This is a genomic window from Nostoc sp. UHCC 0251, assembly GCF_034932245.1.
Classification (GTDB): domain Bacteria; phylum Cyanobacteriota; class Cyanobacteriia; order Cyanobacteriales; family Nostocaceae; genus Nostoc.
The window spans coordinates 1-25935 of sequence record NZ_JAYGHD010000323.1 but is presented as its reverse complement, the minus strand read 5'-3'; the positions used below and the strand labels follow the sequence as shown (position 1 = coordinate 25935).

The following is a 25935-nucleotide window of genomic DNA, read 5'->3' as shown; positions in this document are numbered from 1 at the left end:
TTGACAAAATTGACGCATAACACCAACTTTATTTTTAAATATCTAATCCAACTACCATTAGCTCCGGCGGATGTTCAACATTGAACTGGTAATATATCTCTCGTCGCTCTTGAGGTGGAAGAGTTAACTGCCATTCTAAAATACCCATTTCACCAAGTTGAATTTGTGGGTTGCTGCGATTGAGACGCACTTTAATTTGCTCGTTGCGACTAACCGGTAATTGTTCAGTTAGTTTCAGATTTACTTCTTTGTCGAGTAAGTTAGTAATTATCAACCGATAACTATAAGTAATCCGACGCTGGTTGCTAATCAATCTTTTGTCTACCAGACGTTCAATTAAATCGCGCTCAATTTTCAAACCTTCATCAATCCCTAAGTTCAGTTTGAATTCTTGCCCTGGTGCAATATTTTCTAGCTGAGTTGTCCCAATAAAAACATTGTCGCGGAAAATATTCGCTTTGCCTGGTAACAGAGTTGCACCGTTGGGATTATTTTTTACATTAGCTTGCAAATAAGCAAAACTTACTAAGCGTGGCATGGCCACATAATCGAAGCTACAAGGATAATCATCATTGAAAATTGTAGTTTTATGAGGTGCGCCATCACTGGGAATGTTACCACCACCATTCAATTTAAAGGTAACTACACTTCCTTCTTTGGATACTTCTGCTGTAACGGTTTCTGCTGGAATCAGACTATCCTCTGTAACTTCGTCTTGTTCTTGCCAATTTTCTTCACCAGCAGGAGCTGCTATGCTAGGCAGCAGTGGTGGCTGGGCAGAAAATCGTCGTTGTCGTACCATTTGTGGACGTGGAGCATCAATATACCAAGGTTCAAGTTTGGGCGGGAGTGTACCTAATCCCGGTTTAGCGGTGGAAAGGGTAAGATTTGCACCAATCCAATCTTCGCCCGTGCTTTGAGTGATTTCTGCAAGGTAGCTCAAATGGACAATATCGCTGGTGGTGCTAAAGCGCAAGTCATAAAGCGGAGTCCAACTGGCACGATTTACTAGGTAGGAAAGCTCTAATTCAAATTCGCCTTCACCTGCAACTTCAACTGCCACAACTAAGCTAAAACTCTCTTTAGGATGGGGTGTTTGAATTTTTTGCAATGAGGCGTGAAGTGCTTGCAGTTGTTTGTCTAATTCCTGTTGTTGGGTTTTGCACTCTCCAGATGCGATCGCATACTCACTATACTGGCTTCCGAGAAAGTTCAAAAAATCCAAAGTTTCACTAAGGCTGAGATTTTTTCGGGATAAACTCTGGGCAAAGGGTTCCTCTGTTTTTTCGCGTAAACCTGCGATAAAAGTAGACTGCAATGCTAAAGCATCCACTTGGGCTTGCAGGTGGCGTTTTTCTGCTTCTAGTTGCTGAATTTGCCTTGTCAAATGTGCAAGCTCCGCTACAGGTTCAGTGGTGTAGATGCGATCGCTACTTACTCCCACCAAGCGCACCCCTACCGTACCTGTACCACTAACTCTGACAGACTCAGTTTCCAGAGTCTCTGGTACCGGGGTAATTACTAATTCTTGTTCAATTCCTGTTAAATTGATTACACCACGCCGTGTCACCAATGCTCTGTCAGAGTACACTGTAACAGCTACAATCTCGCTTTGTACTGTTTTGCGCCAAGACGGTATTTCCGGGTTAACCACTACTAGTCTTCCCCCATTTTTAATAATTCTGCTGGTTAATTGTCAATGTTTCCCGCCTAACCGTCAACCCCTTTAGGTAATTCGTAATTACGAATTATTACCTGTGAGTTGGTTCAAGCGTAGTGGAAGTAGTAGCAGCGTTTTGCTGTACAAAGTTCTTTGCCGCACCCAGAAGATACTCATAATAAGTCCGAGCAACGATAGATAGCTGCTTGCCCGATGGGTAAACCATGTACCAATGTCGCTCAATGGGGAAGTGTTGTACATCTAAAATGCTGAACTCTGAGGCGTCTAATAGTAAGGTATGACGGGATAAAACAGAAATTCCTAAACCACCTGCGATCGCTTGTTTAATTGCTTCGTTACTTCCCAATTCCAACTTTACTTTTACTGTCACCCCTTGTTCTTCAAATAGACTTTGGACGGCGCGACGAGTTCCTGAACCAGGTTCTCGCATAATAAAAGGTTCGTTAGATAGGCGTTGTATAGGAATATTTTTTTCTTTAGATAACGGATGATTAATTGGTGCAAAGACTATTAAAGGGTTTTCTAAAAATGGCTGGCAAGTCACATCCATATTGTCTGGAATTTGACTCATAATATATAAGTCGTCCAGATTATTACTCATCCGTTCTAAAATTTGTTCGTGATTCGTTACTTGCAGAGAGATATCAATCCCTGGATAAAGTTCACAGAACGGCCCTAACAAACGTGGAATAAAATATTTTGCTGTTGTAATTACTGCCAGGCGTAATTGCCCCTGTTTTAGCCCTTTTAAATCTGCTACCTTCATTTCATACTGGGCTATATTTTCAAAAATCTGCCGACAAGTGGCAAACAATTCCCGTCCTGCCTCGGTGAGATATAATCGCTTCCCGACTTGCTCAAATAATGGCAACCCCACTGATTTTGTGAGTTGCTTGATCTGCATCGAAACGGTAGGTTGAGTAAGAAACAATTCCTCAGCAGCGCGAGTAAAGCTACTGTGCCGTGCCGCCGCCTCGAATACCTTTAACTGGTGCAGCGTCGCTTGCTTCAAAGGTGGTTCTCCTGTAAATAGCTATTCATAGATATAAGACTCGTATTACTGAACACCTGCAAATGATATAGCAATGCTCATATAAAACTATGAGTTTTATATATTATAGACAAAACTCTATTACTTCTATTAAAAGAAAGGTATTTTATTTATGGATTTAAGAAGCTATTATCAGAACAACAAGAAAAGCGTAAGATTCCTTCCACTTCCCGATGAATGATGATTTTCCCAAATTCATCTATCATCATTCATCATTCCATAATTCTTCTGCAATTTTTGTCGGGAGCTTGGTTAAATCTGGTAATCTTAGTACTTCAATTTCGGCAACTTGTTCTTTAATATTCACTGGTAAGTTTAACGGTTCGCGTTCTTCTATCCAGCAGCTTGCTAACGGTAAGGTCTGCTCCATTTCATCTAGCGGTCGCGGAATTACCATTACTGCATTTAATTCCCCAATGCGTTCTGCCTCAAACATCCCTGCTTCCACTGCTACTGCCACATTTGCTACGGAACCCCGAATAATCGCTGTACACAATCCCGCACCAATTTTTTCATAGGCTGCTAAATGAACATCAGCAGCTTTAAGCATGGCATCACATGCTCCTACCATCGCTGGAAACCCTCGCGTTTCTACCAATCCAATTGCTTGGTTACTTAGACGGCTGTAATTACCCTCCTCCATCAATTTAGTGAAACGGGTTGTGATGGGAAGTACTATATCTAGGTTGGCATAAGGTCGGGGAATCACTAAGCTAGAAACCAACTGACCAAACTGTTCAGCCGTTTGGACACCAGATTCTACGGCAAGACGCACGTCAGCAATCCCACCTCGAATGATCGCAGTACAATGCCCGCTACCAATTTTTTCATACCCAACTAGATGAACTCCTGCTGACTTTAGCATCATATCCGCTGTCCCAACTATCGCTGGAAAGCTGCGGGTAGAAACTAAACCCAAAGCAGTATCCTGGAAGGTATCTCGATTACTCTCTCCCTGGATGGATTTCATAGACCGTTGATTAGATGTTTCCATGTGAACTTTCCCGGATAATCACGAAGCTGACAACTTACAATTAACACTTACTCAGACTAATCGTCAGAGTTTGGGTCATTCAAGGATTGTCTATGGGGAAACAATGTAGTCAACAGTCTGTGTATATTCCCCTGCCCATAAATTTGAGTCCCAAAACCGTTAGGGGATTCTGTGGTTAGCTGATTGGGTTCTGAGTCATGTTCTGTAGACTCTTGCGCGGCTTTTTGCGTGGAGTCAGCATCATTGGCGGGTTCCTCTACCGGAGGAGGCTGGCTTTCTGGAGTGGCGGGAGATTTAAAGTAAGAAATCGACTTATTTTGTTTGAAATCCACAAAAGCCGAAGCTGAGAATTTAGTTGAGGAAATTTCTTTTTCTTTAACTCCCCCTAAGCCATTTTCCTCTTCCTTCTGCGGTGCTGCACTTGTAGCTGTAGGGTTATTCGTAGATGGTTCTGGTTCTTTTGTTTGAGCAATCTGACGACTGGTGTCTCCTAATATTGAACCAGGTGCAATTACTTGTCCAGGTTCAACTGAACAGTTAAAAACTGTTGTCGCTGAACCAATGCAAGCATTTGCTCCAATTTTGCCCTTGCCAACCATCAAAAAACCGGCTCCCAAGTTTGCGCCTGCTTCTACCTCTAGGGTTCCTTCATGGACTTGGAGAATTGCTCCCATGCCAATACAGACTCCTGGCCCAATGATGATCTTGCTGTTTACAGCCGCTTGGAGGATCACCCCAGGTGCAAGTACTGCGCTTGGATGAATAGTCACCTCACCACTAATGTAAGAATCAAAGTTATTGCTGAGGCGCAGTGACAGCACAGACATGGAAATTTTAACCTCAGAAACCGGAGTGGGGAATGGGGATGAGGGAGCAGGGGGAGCAGGGGGAGCAGGGGAGGCAGAGGAAGAAGGGGGAGCAGAATTATTGATTAATTACCAATGCCCAATGCCCCATTCCCCATTCCCCATTCCCCATTCCCCATTCCCCAGTACCTACTATGGTCTTTGAATAATCGTTTCTAATACCCGACGCTTGGCTTTAGGGTCAATACCAATTAAGCGCACATATTCCCCTTGGTATTCGCCAAGGTATCCTTCTACGGCTGCGATCGCTTCTCTTTCTGAAGAAGCTTGAATTTGACCGGTACTAGTCCAAGAACCAGTCCGGAACCGCCGTTGGTCTACGTGTTCAAGGCTAATTTTAGAGCCGCCAGCCAATAATTGTCGGAGTTGGTCTACTACTTCAGTACTCAAACGGGTACTGGTAGCTGTTGCTGTCGCAGTAGCAGAGGGCGCACTGTTAGTAAATGATTTCTGACTGCCAGAAGAGGCTACTTGAGCATTTGGACGTTGGATAATTGTTTCCAATACCCGCCGTTTGGCTTTGGGGTCAATACCAATTAAGCGTACATATTCCCCTTGGTATTCACCAAGGTGTCCTTCTAAGGCTGCGATCGCTTCTCTTTCTGAGGAGGCTTGAATTTGACCGGTACTAGTCCAAGAACCTGTACGGAACCGTCGCTCATCTACGTGTTCAAGGCTAATTTTATACCCACCTGCCAATAGTTGACGGAGTTGGTCTACGACTTCTGTACTCAAACGGTTGCTAGTAACTGTTGCCGTAGCATTACCAGAAGTTCCACTACTAGTAAATGATTTCTGACTACCAGAGGGGGCTACTTGACCATTTGGACGTTGAATTATGCTTTCTAATACCCGCCGTTTGGCTTTGGTATCAATGCCGATTAAACGCACATACTCACCTTGATGGCTTTCTATACATTCTTCCAAGCCGGAAATTACTTGATTTATAGAAGTTGCTTCAATTGGCTTGCAGCTAGTCCAGGAGCCAGTCCGGAAGCGGCGCTCATCTACGTGTTCCATGCCAATTTTGTAACCACCTGCCAAAAGTTGGCGGATTTGCTCTACAGTTTCGCCATTGACTTTGCCACTGCTAGAGCCGTTCCCGTTACCATTACCATTGCTGCTGTAGCTGCCATTGCTATGACTACTAGCCGGAGCCTTAAAGCTGGTAGCTGGTTTAAAATCACCATCCGGGCGTTGGATGATGCTCTCTAACACACGTCGTCTATCTTTGTCAATACCAAACAGCCGGACATACTCGCCGCTATGGTCTCTTACACAGCTTTCTAATGCTGCGATCGCTTCACCGATCGATCTCGGTTCAATTGGTTGGCAACTAGTCCAAGAACCCGTGCGGAACCGTCTTTGGTCTACGTGTTCCGTACCAATCTTATACCCTTGTTCCAATAGATAGCGCACCTGCTCTATTGTTTCTGCACCCAAGCTATTGCTCGCCACTTCACTACTCCTTTCTAGCTCTAAAACAGTAACACCATTACCTTTATAAGATTTAGTGTTCTCATCCCGAATTGGTGCAATACATTTGCTATCCGCAGCACAAAGATAACCAGCTCGCAGCGCCTGATTAATCCCAACCACATGATGAGCAAAGTCCTTATCCTGATCTTGCACATCTGGCAAGCGGTCAGCTTGCTGCTGATTGGTGATGATCGCTCCCGAAGGTACATACTTACCTGAGGGAATTTCTACGTCTTGAATCAAAGCGTGCATCATCACGATGCAACCTGCACCCACTCTGGCATTAAACACTGTAGAGCGAAAGCCAATGAAGGAATTATCCCCTACATAAGCTGGTCCGTGAATTAGAGCCATATGGGTAATGCAAGAGTTTTTACCTACCCACACCGAGTATTTATTTTGATCATCACCAATTACTCGACCTTGCTCCAACCCATGAATTACAACACCATCTTGAATATTAGTGTTTTCACCAATATAAAATGGTGTGCCTTCATCCGCTCTAATCGTAGTCCCCGGAGCAACGATTACATTTGCACCTATCCGTACATCTCCAATCAGATTGGAGAATGAATGTACAAAGGCTGTTTCATGGATTTGGGCTTCAGCTAAATTCCTCGACCACGGGGTTGGGGGTGCCGCCGTGCTGCGGACTGCCATTTCGAGATTCCTCCTGTATTGTCATTTGTCATTTGTCATTTGTCCTTTGTCATTTGCCTTTTGTGGAGAGCTAATGACTAATGACTAATGACTAAGGACTTATCGATATTGATCTTTTTTGCTGTAAATGAGGCGATCTTCAACGTGAATGGTATCTATGATCGCCACTACTACTGCATCTAATGGTCGCTGTTCATTTCCAACAACTTTACGAGCTGCACTGCCACGACTGACAAGTACCCACTCATCTACTCCGGCTCCCACACTATCTGCTGCTACCTCGTATTGTGGCAGGATATTTCCGTCTTCATCCACTAATTGTAATAACAGTAGCTTGACACCTCGAAGACTTGGATCTTTTTGGGTGCTAACTACTGTGCCGCGAACTTTGGCGACTTGCATTACAAATTACGGTCTTCTACCGAAAGGACGAATAGCATTCACATTTTCCCGGAACTGCTCTACGTCTTCGGTATACCGAATTGGTAGGACATATTCCAAGTTTTCGTGAGGACGAGCAATGATGTGAGTAGATAACACTTGTCCGCCGTTGACTCGCTTCACTGATTCAACACCAGCGCCTACGGAAGCTTGCACTTCCGACACATCACCCCGAACAATCACGGTAACTCGACCACTACCGATTTTTTCATAGCCCACTAAAGTAACACGGGCAGCTTTCACCATTGCATCAGCAGCTTCCACTACTGCTGGAAAGCCTAGCGTTTCAACCATTCCCACTGCAATTGACATTAGATTTTAATCCCTATTTAAAGTTTTTAGCCCTGGACAAGAGAAAGCGATGCTCAAAAAGGTAAAAAGTGTTAATTACTTTATTTAAACAGCTTTTAAGTACGGAACTGTTCCACAGCTTCTGTGTAACGTATCGGCAATACGTATTCTAGGTTTTCGTGAGGACGAGCAATGATGTGAGTGGATAACACTTCACCACCAAATACTCTTTTCGCCGCTTCAACCCCAGCAGCTACGGAAGCTTGTACTTCCGATACATCTCCCCTAACTATCACGGTGACGCGAGCGCTACCAATTTTTTCATATCCTACTAAAGTCACACGGGCGGCTTTCACCATCGCATCAGCAGCTTCCACTACTGCTGGAAAGCCCTTCGTTTCAATCATCCCAACTGCAATTGGCATCGCAGAACTCCTACAATATTAATCCAATCTGTACTGTCGCTTAAAATTTTTGACGGGGAGAGCTTGATCTTAGAGCTAAGAAAACACTTCCAAATTAAGCATAGGAAAGCTTGGCCTTCCTGGCAATATAAATTACTATAATAGTTTATGATAAGAAAGTTTTAAAAAACTTAACAAAAATTTATCTGTGCTTCTGAGCAATTAAAGTTCACTGATTCCTAGAGAAGCCACTTATGCTTTATAATTTCTTTATCACATTTACAAAACGACATTCATAACCAAGAGTAATTTTATCTTGCGAGGGACGACAAGCTGCTGTATCTTATACTGTCTCTATCTTCTGGCAATTTTTGCTATAAGTACTAGGACTAGGTGAAAAATATATAAATTTTTCCAATATATCGTATAAATTACTTTGCTCAAAATAGAAATACAAATGTAAAAACGGAGGTGAGGTTAAGGCAAGTAAATGCTTTTAGATATGTAAAGTTATATTTTATAGGAATTTAATAGGTAAAGTAAAGTAAAAATACTTTTGGTAAGTAAGTTGAAACAATAGTAAAAAAATATTGATATTTTACTAGATTAATTCTCTAACATAAATAATTGTTTGAAAGCTTTTTTTTAAATCAAGGCTGAGTCGTCAAGGTGAATTTAAATGCATCAATTTCTATTTTCAACAAGTTGGTTTGTGCCTTTATATAGCTTATTAGGTGCAATTTTGACGTTGCCGTGGGGAATAGGAATAATTCGGCGAACAGGGCCAAGACCTGCGGCATACATAAACTTGTTGATGACGGTTTTGGCTTTTGTCCATAGTCTGTTTGTATTTAACATTATCTGGGATAGAGAACCAGAAAAGTTACTGGTGCCGTGGTTCAAAGCTGCTGATTTAGACTTATCTTTTGCCTTGGAACTTTCGGCAGTCAGCATTGGGGCAACAGTTTTAATTACAGGGTTAAGCTTACTTGCACAAGTTTATGCTCTGGGTTACATGGAAAAAGACTGGTCGTTGGCACGTTTTTTTGGCCTGCTGGGATTTTTTGAAGCAGCCCTGAGTGCTTTAGCAATCAGTGATTCTTTGCTTTTCAGCTATACCCTTTTGGAAGTGCTGACGCTTTCAACTTACTTGCTGGTGGGATTCTGGTATGCTCAACCGCTAGTAGTGACGGCAGCGCGGGATGCGTTTTTAACTAAACGGGTGGGAGACTTGTTGCTGCTGATGGGAGTGGTGACGCTTTCCACCTTAGCCGGCAGCTTGAACTTTTCAGATTTATATGAGTGGGCGCAAACAGCTAATTTAAGCCCAATAACATCAACATTGCTGGGGTTGGCGTTAATTGCTGGGCCTGCTGGTAAATGTGCCCAATTTCCCTTGCACCTTTGGTTAGATGAGGCAATGGAAGGCCCTAACCCCGCCTCGGTAATGCGGAACTCACTGGTAGTAGCTGGTGGTGCTTATCTACTGTATAAAATGCAACCATTGTTAGCCCTGTCGCCAGTTGCCTTGAATGTATTAGTAGTAATGGGAACGGTAACGGCGATTGGTGCCACATTAGTATCCATAGCTCAAATTGACATTAAGCGATCGCTGTCTCATTCCACCAGTGCATACATGGGGTTAGTGTTTTTGGCGGTAGGGTTACAGCAAGGGGGCGTAGCCTTGATGTTGCTGTTAACTCATGCGATCGCTAAAGCATTATTATTCATGAGTTCTGGTTCAGTAATTTTGACTACCCAAAGCCAAGACTTAACAGAAATGGGCGGTCTGTGGTCAAGAATGCCAGCTACCACCACTGCCTTTATTGTCGGTTCAGCCGGAATGGTAACACTGCTACCGCTAGGAAGCTTTTGGGCAATGTTAGCATGGGCTGACGGTTTTGTGAATATTAGCCCTTGGGTAATTGGGGTTTTATTATTGGTCAATGGCTTGACAGCATTGAACTTGACCAGAGTGTTCAGATTAGTGTTCTGGGATAAACCGCAACAGAAGACCCGTCGCACCCCAGAAGTTGGTTGGCAGATGGCCTTACCAATGGTGATTCTTACAGTCTTTACTCTGCTTGTGCCTTTAATGCTACAGCAATGGTATTTGCTACCAGATTGGGAAAGTATTAATTGGTCTGTGGCGCTAGCGTTGTTTACTTCTACCGTCGTGGGGGTAGGTGTAGGATCTACAGTTTATCTACACAAAGCTTGGTCAAGATCCAGAATATTGACGTGGAGATTTGTGCAGGACTTGTTAGGTTATGATTTTTATATTGACCGAGTTTATCGTTTAACGGTGGTGGGTGCAGTAGCACTGTTATCTAAAGTTTCTGCTTGGAGCGATCGCTATTTAGTCGATGGTTTAGTTAACTTAGTTGGGTTTGCAACAATTCTTGGCGGACAAACTTTAAAATACAGCATTTCTGGGCAATCTCAGGGCTATATGTTGACCATCCTAGCAGTTGTCAGCGTCCTGGGTTTTTTCATCAGCTGGTCATTAGGCTTACTAGATAAATTACCTTTTTAAGAGTGCTGTTAGCGAAGAGCTATGGTTTCATCCTTGCTGAGTGAGAAGTTAGGAGTTAAGAGTTAGGGATTATTATTCTCTCCCTCTTTCCCTTTCCCCTTTCCCCTATACCCTTTCCCCTTTCCCCTTCTATCTATGCTTAGTGTTTTAATTCTAGTGCCATTAATCGGCGCAGCTTTAATTGGTTTCTCGCCCTCTGGCATCAATGGGAAATTTGCCCGTGGGGTGGCTTTAGTCTTTGCCAGTATTGCTTTCTTGTGGACAATCGTACTAGCAATTCAATTCCATCCAGGGGAAATCACTCAACAATTTGCCGAGTCTCTACCTTGGATAGATGTCTTAGGCTTGAACTATAACCTGGGAATAGATGGTTTATCTTTGCCACTGTTGGTTTTGAATGCACTGTTAACTTGCATTGCCATTTACAGTAGCGATGAATCCCTTCAGCGTCCTAAATTTTATTACTCTTTGATACTATTATTGAGTGCTGGGGTGACTGGAGCTTTTCTGGCACAGGATCTACTGCTATTTTTCTTGTTTTACGAATTGGAACTAATCCCGCTATATCTGTTGATAGCTATTTGGGGCGGGGAAAAGCGGGGTTATGCTGCAACAAAATTTCTCATTTATACTGCCGTTTCGGGAATCTTGATTTTAGCAAGTTTCCTCGGCATGGTTTGGTTGAGTGGTTCCTCAAGCTTTGCACTAGCAACCTTGAACCCTACAACTCTACCTCTAGCGACACAGCTTTTACTGCTAGGGGGAATTTTGGTAGGTTTTGGGATTAAAATTCCCTTAGTTCCCTTCCATACTTGGTTGCCAGATGCTCACGTTGAAGCTTCCACACCAATTTCTGTACTGTTGGCTGGAGTGTTGTTGAAGTTGGGAACTTATGGCTTACTGCGGTTTGGCATGAACTTGTTACCAGAAGCTTGGGCTTATGTGGCTCCTTGGTTAGCGACTTGGGCAGTAGTAAGTGTACTGTATGGTGCATCCTGCGCGATCGCCCAAACCGATATGAAAAAAATGGTGGCATACAGTTCCATTGGACACATGGGATACGTACTTTTGGCGGCGGCTGCGGCTACACCATTAAGTGTTTTGGGTGCTGTTATGCAGATGATTAGCCACGGCTTGATTTCCGCCATGCTGTTTTTGCTGGTAGGGGTTGTGTATAAAAAAGCCGGAAGCCGGGATTTAGAAGTCCTTGGAGGACTGCTGAATCCAGAACGAGGTATGCCTGTAATTGGTAGCTTGATTGTTGTGGGAGCGATGGCCAGCGCTGGGATACCAGGAATGCTGGGGTTTATTTCCGAATTCATCGTTTTTCGGGGTAGTTTCCCAGTTTTTCCACTGCAAACGCTCTTATCAATGATTGGTACAGGTTTAACTGCGGTTTACTTCCTAATACTTCTTAACCGTGCCTTTTTTGGACGCTTGTCTGCACAAGTTACCAACTTACCACGAGTGTATTGGAGCGATCGCGTCCCAGCTGCAATTTTAGCTGTGCTGATTGTGATTTTCGGCATTCAACCTGGTTGGTTAGCACGCTGGACTGAACCAACAATTACGGCAATGGTTAATAGCCAAAACGTAGTAGTTGCAGTGTCCTTGGATAAAGTGGGGAATAGGGATTAGGGAGTGGGGAATGGGGAAGAAGCAGGGGAGCAGGGAGCAAGGGAGACAAGGGGACAAGAGGTGAGAGAACTTCAAACAAGTCTTTCCCCTTGTCCCCAATTCTCCTTGTCCCCTTGTCCTCTAGCCCCATGCCCAATGCCCAATGCCCAATGCCCTAATCCCTATACTTGTTGGAGAGATAGCAATGGTAACTATTAAAAAGAAAGCAACTCACAATCCCTTAGCTGAGTATATTGAACGTTTGCAAAAAGGAGAGGCATTAGTTCCCGATAATCCAGAAAATGTGCTGGAAGTTGTTGGTATTTTAAAAAGCTATGGCGTAGTTTTAGATGCCTACTCAAAAAACCTTAACTATATTGCCGAGCATCAGTTTTTAATATTTTTCCCATTTTTTAAATACTTTAATGGAGATGTTTCTTTTCAGAAATTACTCCGTCACTGGTGGCACGATCGCATTAATTTTGAATATGCCGAGTATTGCATGAAAGGCATGATGTGGCACGGTGGCGGCGGACTAGATACGTATTTAGATACAACCGAATTTAAAGAAAGAGCGCAAGCCGTTATTGCCGCAAAGTTTAAAAATAATTTCTTAATTTCGGGTATCAATCAACTGTTTCCAGATTTCTTAACAGAACAATTGCGCGTCTCTGCTTACTATACGGGTTTAGGCCAATTCTGGCGAGTTATGGCTGATATCTTCCTCAGCTTATCAGACCTCTACGATAAAGGCAAAATAAAATCGATTCCCGAAGTTGTAGAACATATTAAAGCAGGGTTAGTAGCCAATGCATCAAACCCAATTACCTATGCCGTCAAAATTCGGGGTGAAGTCTATGAAATCATTCCCAAAAGTGTTGGTTTGACCTTCTTGGCAGATACAGCAATACCTTATGTAGAAGCAGTATTCTTCCGAGGAACGCCTTTCCACGGTACAGTTTCATACAACGCCCAAGGATATCAAATTCCCCCAGATCAAACACGATTTCAATATGGCGCTTTGTATGCCGATCCTTTGCCCATCGGCGGCGCGGGTATTCCTCCCACCTTGTTGATGCAGGATATGCGTCATTATCTTCCAGAGTATTTGCACGAAATTTATCGTCGCAGTCTTCGGGGTGAAGATGATTTGCGGGTACAGATTTGCATGAGTTTCCAAAAATCGATGTTTTGCGTAACGACAGCAACGATTTTGGGACTGATGCCTTATCCTTTGGATACTAAAGATCCAAATGAGGAAAAAGGTAATCGAGTTTATTTAGAGAAGTGGATGAGTCGGTTAGAAACTTCGCGGTTGCTAGATGTCAATAAATAACTGAATTTATACAGAGAAATTTCAGATGCTTCTCAATCGTTATAAAAATCTTCAGCTAATTCAGCAACTCGATCCAGTGCAAGATCATTGCCGGATTTATAACTTGATGAATGGCTATGAGTTTCCTTGGGATATGACGCGATCGCTCGAAGTTGCTTTGATGCGAACTTACTGCGTTCCTAGTATTTCTAAATTGCTGAATCAGACAGGAGAATTTACCCATTGTCCGCAAAAACGCTACGATGATACGTCAATAATTGTTGGAGAGATGATTAAGTGGGGCTATGATAGCGATCGCGGCAAAGAAGCCCTGCAACGCATGAATGCACTCCACGGACGCTTCAAGATTGACAACGGTGATTTCCTGTATGTACTTTCAACTTTCATTTTCGAGCCTATCCGTTGGAATGCGCGGTTTGGTTGGCGGCTGATGTGCGAACAAGAAAAATTAGCGTCTTTTTACTTCTGGCGAGAAGTAGGTAAGCAAATGCAGATTCAGAATATCCCTGAAACCTACGAAGAATTGGAGCGCTATAACCTTGACTACGAACGCCAAAAATTTTGCTATTCAGATACAAATTGTCGAGTTGGGGAAGCTACACGCGATTTGTTTTTGAGTTGGTTTCCTTCGTGGATGCGTTCTTCCATCAAACCAGGTATCTACGCTTTACTGGATGACACAATGCTCGATGCCTTTGGTTTTCCCTATCCTTCGCCATTGCTGCGATCGGTTATGGTAAGTCTACTAAAAATCCGAGCCAGATTAATCCGGTTATTCCCACCTCGAAATCACCCTAATTTTTATATTGACTCTCCTATCCCCAGCTATCCCACTGGCTATGAAATTGCAAATGTGGGACCAGCGGAAAATTTTAAGCAGCAAAGCTCTGACAAACTTGTTTAAGCGATTGGTTTCATGTGTCAGTAACTTTTACCATAACCCTTCATCCAAAAATCTAGGCTTCTGGTTCAACGCCTAAAGAGCGCAATTGAGCAGTCAACAGTATTGCCCATCAGGATGACGTTTTTGTAATATCGGTTTAATCGAGTCTGTTAGGAGAATGCTTTGGGGATGTTCCTGAAAGTTTTTCACGAATGTACCGTCAGATTCAGGAAGCTGTGTATGGTCTGGGAATGGGGTGAGTGCGGTGGATGGATCGGTTGCAGAGGTCATAAGGCTACCTTTGCAGGAGTAATGGTTGTTTTTTAGTTTAGCAGTGGAAGAAGGGAGAAGGGCGATCGCAATATTTCTATTAAGTTCTATACTTCACTGTAGGAAGATGGCGGCCAATATAGCTAATAATCACTATTCCTGGTTGTTCTGCAAAAAAATGGATTCGCCAGTTGCAGAACCTCAATTTAACGTGTCGTTCAAATAAGCGATCTTTACCATCAGGACAACGAAAAGTTCTTTCTTTAAAATATTTATCAAGCGTTGGTTTACTTTCCCCCGATTCTTCAATAGGATACCCGTCGAGATTGAAATAGCCATTATTCCAGTTTTTACAGCATTTGTGAAGCTCAAATAATATGTTCACAACAGACTGTAATTCCAACTGTCCAGTACGGATATCTTCTAACTGCTTTCTCACAACATCGCAGAATTCTAGGTTAGGAAATAATTCCTCTCTGCGATTCCAAACTTCTAACCCATCGCTAACATTTTGATAAATGCGCTCTTGGTGTTGTTGAATCAGACTAGAGTGTTCTTGTACATGGCTGCTACGGCTAGCATGGATAATTTCTACAATTTCGCTGATTATCTCTCCATCCTCATCCAAGCATCGAAATTCAAGTTTTACACGGTTACAATCCCAGCATTCCTGAGAGAGTAAGCTGATTGCAATCGTACTAATTGTGATCGTATTAAGTACATAAGCAATACCAAGCCCAATAGCCATTTCTCCTTGATGACGAAATTCAGACAAGCTAACATTATTTTCAATCTCTTGGATTTCGGAATTTGCTATATTACTTGAGAAAGGTGCTTTAGTTGCAAGAGTTTTGATAAAAAGTCGTTCAACTTGATCCGCGTCATTAAGCCAGTGACGAAGAGGATAGTTAGGTGCAAGTATTATTGTATGTAAATCTTCTTTAGTGCGGAGGCTTACCTTTACCCCTTGAGCTTTGACTGCCTTTATGGTCTTAATTAGCTCAGACATTCTTTGCTGTGCTACTTGTTTATTCAGAGCCGGATTTCGCAGAGATAACTCATTTAATATTAAGTCAAAATCCACCTTTTACTCTCCCGCAGGCTCAAGTAAAACATCTAAACTTTTTTCCCATTCATCAAAGAAACCATCAGGCCATTTATCAATTCTTCCATTGCGATCAATATGTGGAGATACTACTTCTGTAACAGTTTGTCCTTCTTTTTCTTGTCGCTGAAAATAATGTAGCTGAACATCATACGGCTTAATTTTGCCTCCATGAACAGCAAGACGAATACCATTTAAAACATGATCACTATGAGTTTCTATTACTATTTGAATTCCACAACTAGCTGCAAGTGATAATAATTCACCCATCTTGACTTGCCCTTTAGGATGTAGATGTGCCTCTGGATTTTCAATTATAATTAGTGTACCCAGAGAAGATGATAAAACTGCTACGATAATCGGTAATGTGTAACTAATTCCAAATCCGACATTAGTAGTACGATAAGGGTTACTATCCCCATAAAAATATTGCAAACTCATCAAACCGATATCTGAATTTGAGTTAATTTTAATCCTTGTACCAGGACTAACTTCTCTCATCCATCCTTCAACCTGGCTGCTAAGGGCGTTAGATTTTGCCATCGGATGTCTTAGTTTACTTTGAAGAACATCTTTATCTTGATTAATTGCTAAAAAATGTGCAGTATATTCACCCTTACTACCTAACTGTCCTAGTCGTCGTGCTTGATAATCTGACATATCATAAGATGTTCGTGGCCCGAGACGTTCAGCCTGTAAATAGTGAAATCTTTTATTGAAAGGACTTAATTTATAGACATTCTCAATTGGTAATTTAGAATCTAAATTATTTAAAACATCTGCACCTGTCTTAATTGGATCATAGCTAAAACGCCAAATCCCTTTTTTTCCCTCATTCCAAATAATTTCAAAACCTAGATAATCCTCTTTAGCTCTTTCACAAAATGCATCTTGAGCAGTACCAATGCGGACTAATTCACCATTCAATGCTAAACCGACATTTGGCAATAATTCTTGTTGATAAGATTGGCGCAGCAAAAGTAGCGATTGTAGTACAGAAGATTTTCCCGTACTATTTAGACCAGAAAGTAAAGTTAGTGGCTTAAATTCAATTAACTGATTTTCAAATGCTTTATAATTGGTCAATCTCAGAGAATTAATCATAATAATACTTCTTGGATAATTTTTTCAACTGTTTCAAATCTATGCTCTATTTTGTTTGCTGCTTGAGATATTGATACTAGAAATTCTGTATCGTTGTCTACATATTTAACAAAAGTATCTATTAGTTCTTTTTTTCTCTCTTTTAATATTTCAATATTTTGAATATCGAGCTTTGCAAGATTTACAGACCAAACTTCAAACAAGGATTTATTGAGTGGGAATTTTCTTTTATTTCTCTTAGAAATTTTGCGAAAAGCGTTATTATTAAAAATATCAAATGCTGCGCTCATCGTTCTTTTAAAGATTTTTTCTAAGCTTTGTATTTCTTCCTGACAAAGACTATTTATCTTCGATAAAGCTTTACTTAAAAAAGAATCTCTAGTTTCATCTTGATACTCTTTATAAGAAATTAAATAAAAAGCAATAAATCCTAGTACAAACTCTCTATCATCCATTCTCTTTTTTTTATCTGGGCTAAGATTAACAACACGTTTGAACTCTGGGAAAGAAGCTAGATTAGCCAAAAGCTTTGTAGCTTGTCCCGGATTCAAAGCATGTCGCAATTCCTGATTTGAAAGACGTACACCTCCTGTATTAATACGTTTGAAGATATTATACTTAACTTCCAAAGGTGTGCCTTTTTCAATTAAATATACTGTAACTTGAGTTTCTAATATCCGACGTTGATATCTGCGCTCTAATTCATCGTAGGTTTTATTATTAAGCTCTTTCAGGTATTCTAATCCAACTAGTTTAAGACTTTTATCAATAACAAAATGCTTGAGTGCAGACAATCTTTGTAAGCCATCTACAACTACCCATTCATCTTCATTTGTAGCATCAATATAAAAAGCAGGCAATGGAATTCTAATTAGAATAGATTCAATTAATTTACCTTTTGCTTCTAGAGTCCATATATTTGCTTGTCGTTGAAATTCAGGTGCTAAATCAAGCGCATCTTCGTTAATTCTTCTGAGTAATTGCTCAATAGTTGGCTCCCTTGTAACAATATTTATTTTCTCAGGGTCATACTGAAATGTAACTTTTTCTTCTTGTTCTTCATCATTGTCTTCTTCATCAGCTAATTCTGCGTTGTAGTTACTCAAATCTGTCACAGCCCTTACTCCTTAGTATTTACACTTGTTTGTTCACTTAGTTATGAGTGATGCTTGGTGTTACTACATCAGCAAATGGGACTTTTTAACTGGCGTATTTCAATCCTACTATTTCCCTAAATAATAGAGACGCGAAATTTCGCGTCTCTACGTACCTAGTCTATTACTTGTTTACGTTCCCCAGGCAAATCCAAAATTGGCGCGATCGCCTCCGGTAACATCAGAGCGATCGCACCCTTAAACCAAATACTTAAAACTCTGGTTCAACACCGAGCGATCGCAATTGTGCAGCCAAGCGTTCGGCTCTTTGTCTTTCCTGTTCAGCCCGTTGGCGTTCTTGTTCGGCTCTTTCGTCACCAGTCAACAACAAATTACCCTGCAAATCCCACCAACGCAACCAGGACAATTCGGCGTTTTGATAAACTCCATGCCATAAGCCTAACTCAACTCCCAAGTGCGTAATCGGATAATGCCCGCGCTCATTTGCTGTTAATAACTGATATTGTCCACCAATTAATTTATAAACTTCCACACTGGTTTTATTCACTTCATAAATGCCATAAAAAGCCGGATGAATTACTTGCTCATAAATCCAGAATTTGCCCTTCCAAGGAGTTTTATCTCGCTCCTCACTACCATCCCCAGAGACAAATTCTAAGGCAATCAAGGGTGCAATAAATTCTCGCCACAGTACATAAGACCTCCGCGTTTGTCCATCGAACAAAGGCGGCACATTTCCGACATAAAACCAATCTGGTGCTTCTGCGCCTCGTTCTGGCGGGTCTGTCAAACGCCAGTAAATACCTAAGTCTTGACCGATACAATATTGACTATCAGGATGTAGTTGTTTAAGGACAGGTGTAATTGAATCAGTCAGTAAAATGCTTTGGGGATGCTCTTGCCCATTTTTCACAAAAGTACCATTGGACTCTGGTAGCTGCGTATGATCGGGGAAAGGAGTAAGGGCGGTGGATGGGTCAGTTGCAGAGTTCATAAGACTACCTTTACAGGATGTAAGGGTTGTTTGTAGTTTAGCAAGGGTAGGAGCAAAGAGAAATCTGAGATAAAAACTAAGTATTTTAGGCTACAGAAACCTCTGATGGCGATCGCAAAACAATACTTTCAAAGTACACGCAATAAACTAGGAATACTTTCGATCCCTTCCAAATCCCGAATTTCTGCTAAAGCTTGCCGAAAGTTACCTTCTCGCACATCATGGGTAACAACCACAATCTCTGCTAATTCGCCTTGAAAGCCAGTTTGGACAATTGACTCTAAGCTAACGCCATAGTTACCAAAACAAGTTCCCAACTTCCCGATAACTCCAGGTTGGTCATTTGTAAGGAAACGGGCGTAAAACCGAGTTATCAGTTCTGCCATCGGTGCAATTTGGCAATATTCTTGATGTCCACAAGCTATTAAAGGATTTGCAACTGCTGTATTGGTTTTGAGGACAGCAACTAAATTCAAAATATCTGATGTCACAGCACTGGCGGTTGCACCAGCACCAGCACCGGGGCCGAAAAACATTACTTGCCCAATGGGTTCTCCTTCGACAAGAATGGCGTTGTAAACACCGTTGATGCTAGCCAACGGATGAGCTTGAGGCACTAAAGTTGGATGAACTCTAACGGAAAGTGGGGATGAGGGAGTATCACGTTTAGCGATCGCTAACAATTTAATCACAAATCCCAATTTTTCGGCGTAGGCAATATCTGTCTTGCTGACTTGCCGAATCCCCTCAGTATATACATCTTGTAGGTTGATGCGTCCACCAAAGCCTAATGATGCCAGGATGGCAATTTTATCTGCTGCATCTAAGCCATCGACATCAGCTGTGGGGTCAGCCTCAGCATAACCTAAGCGCTGGGCATCAGCTAAGACATCGCTGAAGTTGCTGCCTTCTGTCTGCATCCGCGTCAGGATGTAGTTAGTTGTACCGTTCACGATGCCTGTGATAGTGTGAATGCGGTTAACACTTAAAGACTGCTTTAGGGGTTGAATCACGGGAATCCCGCCACCCACAGCAGCTTCTAGCATGACGTAGACGCCAGCTTGATTGGCAGTGGTAAAAATTTCTGCTCCAAAGCGGGCGATCGCTGCTTTATTGGCAGTGACTACATGCTTACCATTACTCAAAGCTTTGAGAATTAGCGATCGCGCCGGCTCCAATCCGCCCATCACCTCGACAACTATATCTACCGCCGGATCGTTGACAATCGATTCCAAATCTGTAGTTAAGACTTCCGTAGATAATTCTACAGTACGTGGCTTATCTAGCGATCGTACTCCCACCCGATAAATTTCTATCTCTTGCAACAATGGGTGACGCCCAGCGCTATCTTGCAACAACTGCACTGTTCCCGTTCCCACGGTGCCTAATCCCAGTATTCCTAGTTTCACACCCACAATTTTTGCACCCAATTTATTTTTTAGTGCTGAGTGCTGAGTGCTGAGTGCTGAGTAGTAACAAGTATTATTTAGTACTCTACTCTTCAGAACTGAGAACTCTTTCCTCAGCTATTTATAATATTCATAACAAAACAATTGTAGGTAGAGCGTTTGCCCTACCTACTGATTATCCTGCTTCCTTTGTCATTTGTCCTTTGTCCTTCGTCCTTTGTCTAAAACTAATGACTAATGACCAATGACTAATGACTAACTTAATAGGTTTCTACATGCCAGCGGCCAGCTTTCTTGATTTGCTTCTGGTAATCACTCCAGGTTACGCCTTCCTTAGCAGCAGCAGCAGTTAAGGCTGCATCGATACCTTCTTCCATACCGCGCAAACCGCAGATGTAGGTGTGGGTTTTTTCATTTTTAATCAACTGCCACAATTCATCAGCATGTTCAGCTACGCGGTCTTGAATATACATTCTACCGCCTTGGGGATTTTTCTGTTCGCGGCTGATAGCAGCAGTGAGACGGAAGTTATCAGGATATTTTTGTTGAATTTCTTCCAGTTCTTCCTTATATAAGAGGTTTGGAGTTGTTGGTACGCCAAATATCAGCCAAGAGAATCCTTTAAATTGGTATTCTGGGTTAGCTGCTCTTTCTGCATCTTTAAACTGACGCCACAGATAAGCCCGCATCGGGGCAATACCTGTTCCGGTTGCCATCATGATGACATTAGCATCAGGGTCATTGGGTAACAACATTTCCTTACCCACAGGCCCGGTAATTTTTACCTCTTCCCCTGGCTTGAGGAAACACAGGTGCGTAGAGCAAACCCCGTAGACTGTTTCGCTAGTTTCTGGGTGCTTGTACTCCAATTGGCGGACGCACAGTGATACTGTCTTGTCATCCACATCATCGCCATGACGAGTTGAGGCGATGGAATACAATCTAAGTTTTTCGGGCTTGCCGTTCTTGTCTACTCCTGGTGGAATAATCCCAATACTTTGACCTTCTATATACTTTAAATTACTACCAGATAGGTCAAATTTAAGGTGTTGAACAATACCAATACCGCCTTCTTTGACTAACGGTTCATTAGATATTACCTTGCCAATAAACGGAGCATTGGGACGGTAAGTGTTAACAGGAACGTCACCGTGGTCTTTTTTGGCTTTCGCTTGAGTCATGGTGTTGCCTTTTTTGTCCTTGTTCTCTTCAGCACTATGAGCATTCACAGGTGTGGCTTTACCATTTCCTTCACTGTTAGCAGTTTGCCCAGATGTAGCTAACTCGCTGACAACGCTTGTAGCATTCCCAAATGAGGCTTTACCATTAACTGGTTCTAAAACAGTTACAGGCTGGATGCTAACAATTGTGCCGCCTAGACGAGTGATACGTCGCATTTCTTGATTCATGCGGTTGTAAGGCACTCTGATGAACACACTGCCACTTTTCCGAATTGGGTAGTTAGTTTGATCGGTTTCTTCGCTCTGACGCAAACCCACCACTTCATAAAGGAAGATGCGGCTACCTAATTCTGTGTTGGCAGCACCCTCAACAGCACCTTGATTGTACATTCGTTCTACCACTCCGATAATTTACTTAACCGTTTTTCAAAAAAAAACTATTCCCATCCCATGCCAGCTTTAGTTTAGCGGATTTTCGTTTCACAAAACTGGCCTTGAAGGAAAAAAGGCATCATTAAATTAATGCCTTGCTAAGTACACTCACCAAAGACATGCAGGCATAGCAAAAAACACACCTGTTCACCTTCTAAGGTAAAGGATAAGTCTTGTGGAGAATGTTAATAAAGAGTCAATTTAATCTTTTTTTCGTTAACTACCATCTTCATTAGCGAGATAGTTTTTTACCTCACTACCCAAGCAGCAACTTAAAAAGGCAGATATTGTAGGAAGCCTGCTTCTATTACTGGAACTTACTGCTCAGTTGACTTCCAAAAATTGCGGTTGCGCTTGCATACTCCAGGGGTTTAATTCGGAGAATACCAATCTCGGAAGGTTTTTTTTGCGATTGGTTTCACTGCTTCAAATCTACTAGTCTTCCGCAATCTTGTTAGCTATATTCATGACCTATCTATGCAAAATGACATTACTAGGACAACTCCAGCTACAAACATAACGAGATAGAGAACCGTGATTTAAGCAACTGTAATCAGTTTTACTTGATGTGAAAAATCTGTCAACATCTCTCAGTACTTTGCCATAACGTCAACGCTTCTATATGAGCATATCCATAAATCTACAGCCAATAATTTAAATCATGCAAGTTGTTTCCTCATTCGTTGGATAGATTTTTACTTTGAATATTTTAAGTATTGTCGAGCAGCAATTACAATTTAGGAACATTAGAAAATCTACGGCAATAATAAATTATACCTTATAGTCTTGATTATATAGAGTCAGAAGTAGCAGACTGATAAAGGTGCAACGCTGATGGGCGGTACTGATCCCCATTTTTAAATTAACAACTAAATTAACAAAAAAATGATTCATGAACTACCCTAATTCTTCTTGGCAGCAATCTTGTATGGGATACCCCCTTCTGTTAAAATCAAATATACCACTAGGATTAAATACTTACCGGCACCAACATTCAGGCTAGTCCGACGAGTAGCAACTTAATTATATTGTTGTTGCCTACTTGCTTGGTGTCTTATAGATGTGCTAGGTAGCAAGAACGCAGGATAAACCAAAGGGGTAAACTCCTGGCTTCAGAATCTGCTGTGTGAAAAAATATTGAGACAATTTTAGTATTCTAGAGGAGATTTATGACAAGTAAGCCGGAACGCGTGGTACTGATTGGAGTAGCCGGAGACTCTGGGTGCGGGAAATCTACGTTTTTGCGTCGTTTGATAGATTTGTTTGGTGAAGATTTAATGACAGTCATTTGCTTGGATGACTATCATTCCCTGGATCGCAAACAGCGTAAAGAAACTGGGATAACGGCATTAGACCCCAGGGCGAACAATTTTGATCTGATGTATGAACAAATTAAAACGCTCAAAAGTGGTCAAGCGATTGATAAGCCGATTTACAACCACGAAACCGGCTTGATTGATCCGCCAGAGCGGGTAGAGCCGAATCACATTATAGTTGTTGAAGGGCTGCATCCTTTATATGATGAGCGGGTGCGATCGCTAATCGACTTCAGTGTTTATTTTGATATTAGTGATGAAGTTAAAATTGCCTGGAAAATTCAGCGAGATATGGCTGAACGCGGGCATCGCTACGAAGATGTCTTAGCGCAAATTAATTCTCGCAAACCTGACTTTGAAAAGTTTATCGAGCCACAAAGAGAATTTGCCGATGTAGTTCTTCAAGTATTACCCACGAACTTGATCAAAAACGACACAGAGCGTAGAGTCCTGCGGGTACGTATGCTCCAGCGCGAAGGTAAGGAAGGCTTTGATCCAACCTACCTGTTTGATGAAGGATCAACAATTAATTGGACTCCCTGTGGACGCAAATTGACTTGTTCTTATCCTGGTATGCAACTATACTACGGATCAGATGTTTACTATGGCCGCTATGTCTCAGTATTAGAGGTGGATGGTCAATTTGACAACTTAGAAGAAGTAATTTACATCGAAACCCATCTCAGCAATACATCCACCAAATACCAAGGTGAATTGACTCACTTGTTACTCCAGCACCGCGAGTATCCAGGTTCCAATAATGGCACTGGTTTCTTCCAAGTGCTTACAGGTTTGAAAATGCGTGCTGCCTATGAGCGCTTGACAGCTACGGAAGCAAAGTTAGCGGTTCAGGTTTAAAGCAGCAGTGTTTGTGTCAAAGTTTGTGGGGGCGCTTCTGGGTGTCCCCTTTTTTTGTGTTATTAAATACATTTTAGTCACAAAATAATTAGTATAAATTTATCTTCTTTACAGATACTTACCTTATAGCTAGTGGTTTTATCGATATCAAGAAGATACTAACTACTGAAGTATAAATATTGTTATGATTTCATAAATTAATGTGAGTTCGACGGCTTATGTGGTTTTTGCATAACGAGCCGAATCAAAAGACCTCTAAGAGGTTTTACTACGCAAAACCGTGTCTCTTTGAGTCAGAGAGGGGCAGATTTGAACTAAAGTTCAAGTTAGGGAGAGGTTCTATCTAACTCACGTTAAATTAGGTAGTTGAACTAAATACTACATTTAGTCAGCCAAAAAACTCAAGTCAGGAGGAATTTCCTTTGTCTCGTCGATATTTATTTACCTCCGAGTCAGTCACCGAAGGTCATCCAGATAAAATCTGCGATCAGATTTCTGATACTATTCTGGATGCACTGCTGACACAAGACCCCAGCAGCCGTGTCGCTGCTGAAGTAGTAGTTAATACTGGTTTGGTGCTAATCACTGGTGAAATAACCACCAAAGCCAATGTAAATTTCGTCAATCTCGCCCGCAAAAAAATTGCCGAAATTGGCTATACCAATGCCGATAATGGCTTTTCTGCTAACAGCACCAGCGTTCTGCTGGCTTTAGACGAACAATCACCCGATATTGCCCAAGGTGTTAACACCGCCCAAGAAACCCGCCAGCAAGATAGTGATCAGCTATTCGACAAAATTGGTGCGGGCGATCAAGGTATAATGTTCGGTTTTGCCAGCAACGAAACACCAGAACTGATGCCCTTACCCATCAGTCTTGCCCACCGCATTGCTCGCCGATTGGCAGCAGTCCGCAAAACAGGTGAATTGTCATACCTGCGTCCTGACGGTAAAACCCAAGTAACTGTGGTCTACGAAGATGGACGCCCAGTAGGTATTGATACTATTCTAATTTCCACCCAGCATACAGCCAGTATTGGGGAAATTACGGATGAGGCGGCTGTACAAGCCAAAATTAAACAAGACCTTTGGCTAGCAGTGGTCGAGCCTGTTTTTGGCGACATTGAAATTAAGCCTAATGAGGAAACACGTTTTTTAGTCAACCCCACTGGTAAATTTGTCGTTGGTGGCCCTCAAGGAGATTCTGGTCTGACAGGACGAAAAATAATCGTTGACACCTATGGTGGTTATTCACGGCATGGTGGCGGCGCTTTTTCTGGCAAAGACCCCACAAAGGTAGACCGTTCTGCTGCCTATGCGGCTCGCTATGTGGCGAAAAATATTGTCGCTGCTGGGTTGGCAGACAAAGTTGAAATTCAGCTATCCTATGCTATTGGTGTAGCGCGACCAACAAGCATTCTAGTGGATACCTTTGGCACCGGGAAAGTGGATGAAGAAACCTTACTGGAATTAATCAACAAGCACTTTGAACTGCGCCCAGCAGGGATTATTCATACCTTCAACCTACGCAACTTACCAAGTGAACGAGGCGGACGTTTTTATCAGGACGTCGCGGCTTATGGTCATTTTGGGCGGGCTGATTTAGACTTGCCTTGGGAACAGACCGATAAAGCCGAATTGTTGAAGCAAGCAGCAAACGAGTCACTTTCGGCAGTAGTTGCTCAGGCACTAACTTAGACTTATACGCTACTGCAAAAACTTAGCATATCTATTTGAGGGTATTGGCAAGTTGTTAAGTTGCCTATGCCCTCGTTTTTTAGTAGCCACAAGAATATTAAAAGGAATTGGGGGGAAGCTGCAATGACTAATTGCACTAACCGAAAAGTAGTAACTGCCTAGCTAGAGAGCCAGTCCAGTAGAAGGCATTGACAAATTAAGCAGATTGTGAGCTA

At 42.1% G+C, this 25935-nt stretch carries 20 protein-coding genes and 3 pseudogenes; 7 read left to right on the top strand and 16 right to left on the bottom strand.

Features of this window, described 5'->3' with window-relative positions; all coding sequences use genetic code 11:
* Positions 1–34: 34 nt before the first annotated feature.
* The 4 genes from VB740_RS26570 to VB740_RS26555 form a co-directional block, all read right to left on the bottom strand.
* On the bottom strand, positions 35–1654 hold the full coding sequence (locus VB740_RS26570; protein ID WP_323202850.1) for a mucoidy inhibitor MuiA family protein: 1620 nt from the start codon (positions 1652–1654) through the stop codon (positions 35–37).
* Positions 1655–1751: 97 nt separating this feature from the next.
* Positions 1752–2693 (bottom strand): LysR family transcriptional regulator, encoded by a 942-nt coding sequence (locus VB740_RS26565; RefSeq protein WP_323202849.1) that lies wholly within the window; start codon positions 2691–2693, stop codon positions 1752–1754.
* A 244-nt stretch (positions 2694–2937) separates the two neighbouring features.
* Positions 2938–3726, bottom strand: a complete 789-nt coding sequence (locus VB740_RS26560) for a BMC domain-containing protein (RefSeq protein ID WP_323202848.1) — start codon at positions 3724–3726, stop codon at positions 2938–2940.
* Between the two features lie 56 nt (positions 3727–3782).
* The gene (locus tag VB740_RS26555) at positions 3783–4553 is read right to left on the bottom strand and encodes a transferase (protein WP_323202847.1); all 771 of its coding nucleotides are present in this window, start codon (positions 4551–4553) and stop codon (positions 3783–3785) included.
* Between VB740_RS26555 and VB740_RS26550 the strand changes: the two genes are divergently transcribed.
* On the top strand, positions 4552–4737 hold the full coding sequence (locus VB740_RS26550; RefSeq protein ID WP_323202846.1) for a hypothetical protein: 186 nt from the start codon (positions 4552–4554) through the stop codon (positions 4735–4737). The two genes, VB740_RS26555 and VB740_RS26550, sit on opposite strands and share 2 nt — an antisense overlap.
* Here the strand turns inward: VB740_RS26550 and VB740_RS36865 are convergent.
* From VB740_RS36865 to VB740_RS26530, 5 genes and pseudogenes are all read right to left on the bottom strand, one after another.
* Positions 4725–4922, bottom strand: a pseudogene (locus VB740_RS36865) (ribulose bisphosphate carboxylase small subunit); the annotation flags it as partial. The gene VB740_RS26550 and the pseudogene VB740_RS36865 sit on opposite strands and share 13 nt — an antisense overlap.
* Positions 4923–5072: 150 nt before the next feature.
* Positions 5073–6731: pseudogene (locus tag VB740_RS26545) on the bottom strand (ribulose bisphosphate carboxylase small subunit); the annotation flags it as partial.
* A gap of 99 nt (positions 6732–6830) precedes the next feature.
* On the bottom strand, positions 6831–7133 hold the full coding sequence (locus tag VB740_RS26540) for a EutN/CcmL family microcompartment protein (RefSeq protein WP_273765921.1): 303 nt from the start codon (positions 7131–7133) through the stop codon (positions 6831–6833).
* Between the two features lie 6 nt (positions 7134–7139).
* Positions 7140–7484: a carbon dioxide-concentrating mechanism protein CcmK gene (locus VB740_RS26535; protein ID WP_039748664.1), complete on the bottom strand. Its 345-nt coding sequence runs from the start codon at positions 7482–7484 to the stop codon at positions 7140–7142.
* Between the two features lie 95 nt (positions 7485–7579).
* A complete protein-coding gene (locus VB740_RS26530; protein WP_012410633.1) occupies positions 7580–7888 on the bottom strand; it encodes a carbon dioxide-concentrating mechanism protein CcmK in 309 nt (102 codons plus the stop codon).
* A 658-nt stretch (positions 7889–8546) separates the two neighbouring features.
* Here VB740_RS26530 and VB740_RS26525 point away from each other — a divergent pair.
* The 4 genes from VB740_RS26525 (at position 8547) to VB740_RS26510 (ending at position 14260) form a co-directional block, all read left to right on the top strand.
* Positions 8547–10403 (top strand): NAD(P)H-quinone oxidoreductase subunit F, encoded by a 1857-nt coding sequence (locus VB740_RS26525; RefSeq protein WP_323202844.1) that lies wholly within the window; start codon positions 8547–8549, stop codon positions 10401–10403.
* Between the two features lie 135 nt (positions 10404–10538).
* Positions 10539–12041: an NADH-quinone oxidoreductase subunit M gene (locus VB740_RS26520; RefSeq protein WP_323202843.1), complete on the top strand. Its 1503-nt coding sequence runs from the start codon at positions 10539–10541 to the stop codon at positions 12039–12041.
* Between the two features lie 184 nt (positions 12042–12225).
* Positions 12226–13356: a CO2 hydration protein gene (locus tag VB740_RS26515; protein WP_323202842.1), complete on the top strand. Its 1131-nt coding sequence runs from the start codon at positions 12226–12228 to the stop codon at positions 13354–13356.
* A gap of 25 nt (positions 13357–13381) precedes the next feature.
* The gene (locus VB740_RS26510; protein ID WP_323202841.1) at positions 13382–14260 is read left to right on the top strand and encodes an oxygenase MpaB family protein; all 879 of its coding nucleotides are present in this window, start codon (positions 13382–13384) and stop codon (positions 14258–14260) included.
* A 96-nt stretch (positions 14261–14356) separates the two neighbouring features.
* On the opposite strand, the pseudogene VB740_RS26505 reads toward VB740_RS26510, so the two are convergent.
* The 7 genes and pseudogenes from VB740_RS26505 to petH all read right to left on the bottom strand — a co-directional run.
* A pseudogene (locus tag VB740_RS26505) lies at positions 14357–14530 on the bottom strand (Uma2 family endonuclease); the annotation flags it as partial.
* A gap of 79 nt (positions 14531–14609) precedes the next feature.
* Positions 14610–15593, bottom strand: coding sequence for a hypothetical protein (locus VB740_RS26500; protein ID WP_323202840.1), 984 nt, complete (start codon positions 15591–15593; stop codon positions 14610–14612).
* A 3-nt stretch (positions 15594–15596) separates the two neighbouring features.
* Positions 15597–16718: an AAA family ATPase gene (locus VB740_RS26495; protein ID WP_323202839.1), complete on the bottom strand. Its 1122-nt coding sequence runs from the start codon at positions 16716–16718 to the stop codon at positions 15597–15599.
* Positions 16715–17833, bottom strand: coding sequence for a DUF262 domain-containing protein (locus tag VB740_RS26490; RefSeq protein ID WP_323202838.1), 1119 nt, complete (start codon positions 17831–17833; stop codon positions 16715–16717). The genes VB740_RS26495 and VB740_RS26490 overlap by 4 nt, the downstream gene beginning before the upstream one ends.
* A gap of 250 nt (positions 17834–18083) precedes the next feature.
* On the bottom strand, positions 18084–18827 hold the full coding sequence (locus VB740_RS26485; protein WP_323202837.1) for a Uma2 family endonuclease: 744 nt from the start codon (positions 18825–18827) through the stop codon (positions 18084–18086).
* Between the two features lie 128 nt (positions 18828–18955).
* Positions 18956–20242, bottom strand: coding sequence for a homoserine dehydrogenase (locus tag VB740_RS26480; RefSeq protein WP_323202859.1), 1287 nt, complete (start codon positions 20240–20242; stop codon positions 18956–18958).
* A gap of 254 nt (positions 20243–20496) precedes the next feature.
* Complete coding sequence (gene petH / locus VB740_RS26475) at positions 20497–21807, bottom strand: ferredoxin--NADP reductase (protein WP_323202836.1); 1311 nt, start codon at positions 21805–21807, stop codon at positions 20497–20499.
* A 1211-nt stretch (positions 21808–23018) separates the two neighbouring features.
* On the opposite strand from petH, the gene VB740_RS26470 reads away from it, so the two are divergent.
* Together VB740_RS26470 and metK are read left to right on the top strand one after the other, a co-directional pair.
* Positions 23019–24023 (top strand): phosphoribulokinase, encoded by a 1005-nt coding sequence (locus VB740_RS26470; RefSeq protein ID WP_012409283.1) that lies wholly within the window; start codon positions 23019–23021, stop codon positions 24021–24023.
* A gap of 422 nt (positions 24024–24445) precedes the next feature.
* Complete coding sequence (gene metK, locus VB740_RS26465; protein ID WP_323202835.1) at positions 24446–25720, top strand: methionine adenosyltransferase; 1275 nt, start codon at positions 24446–24448, stop codon at positions 25718–25720.
* Positions 25721–25935 lie beyond the last annotated feature (215 nt).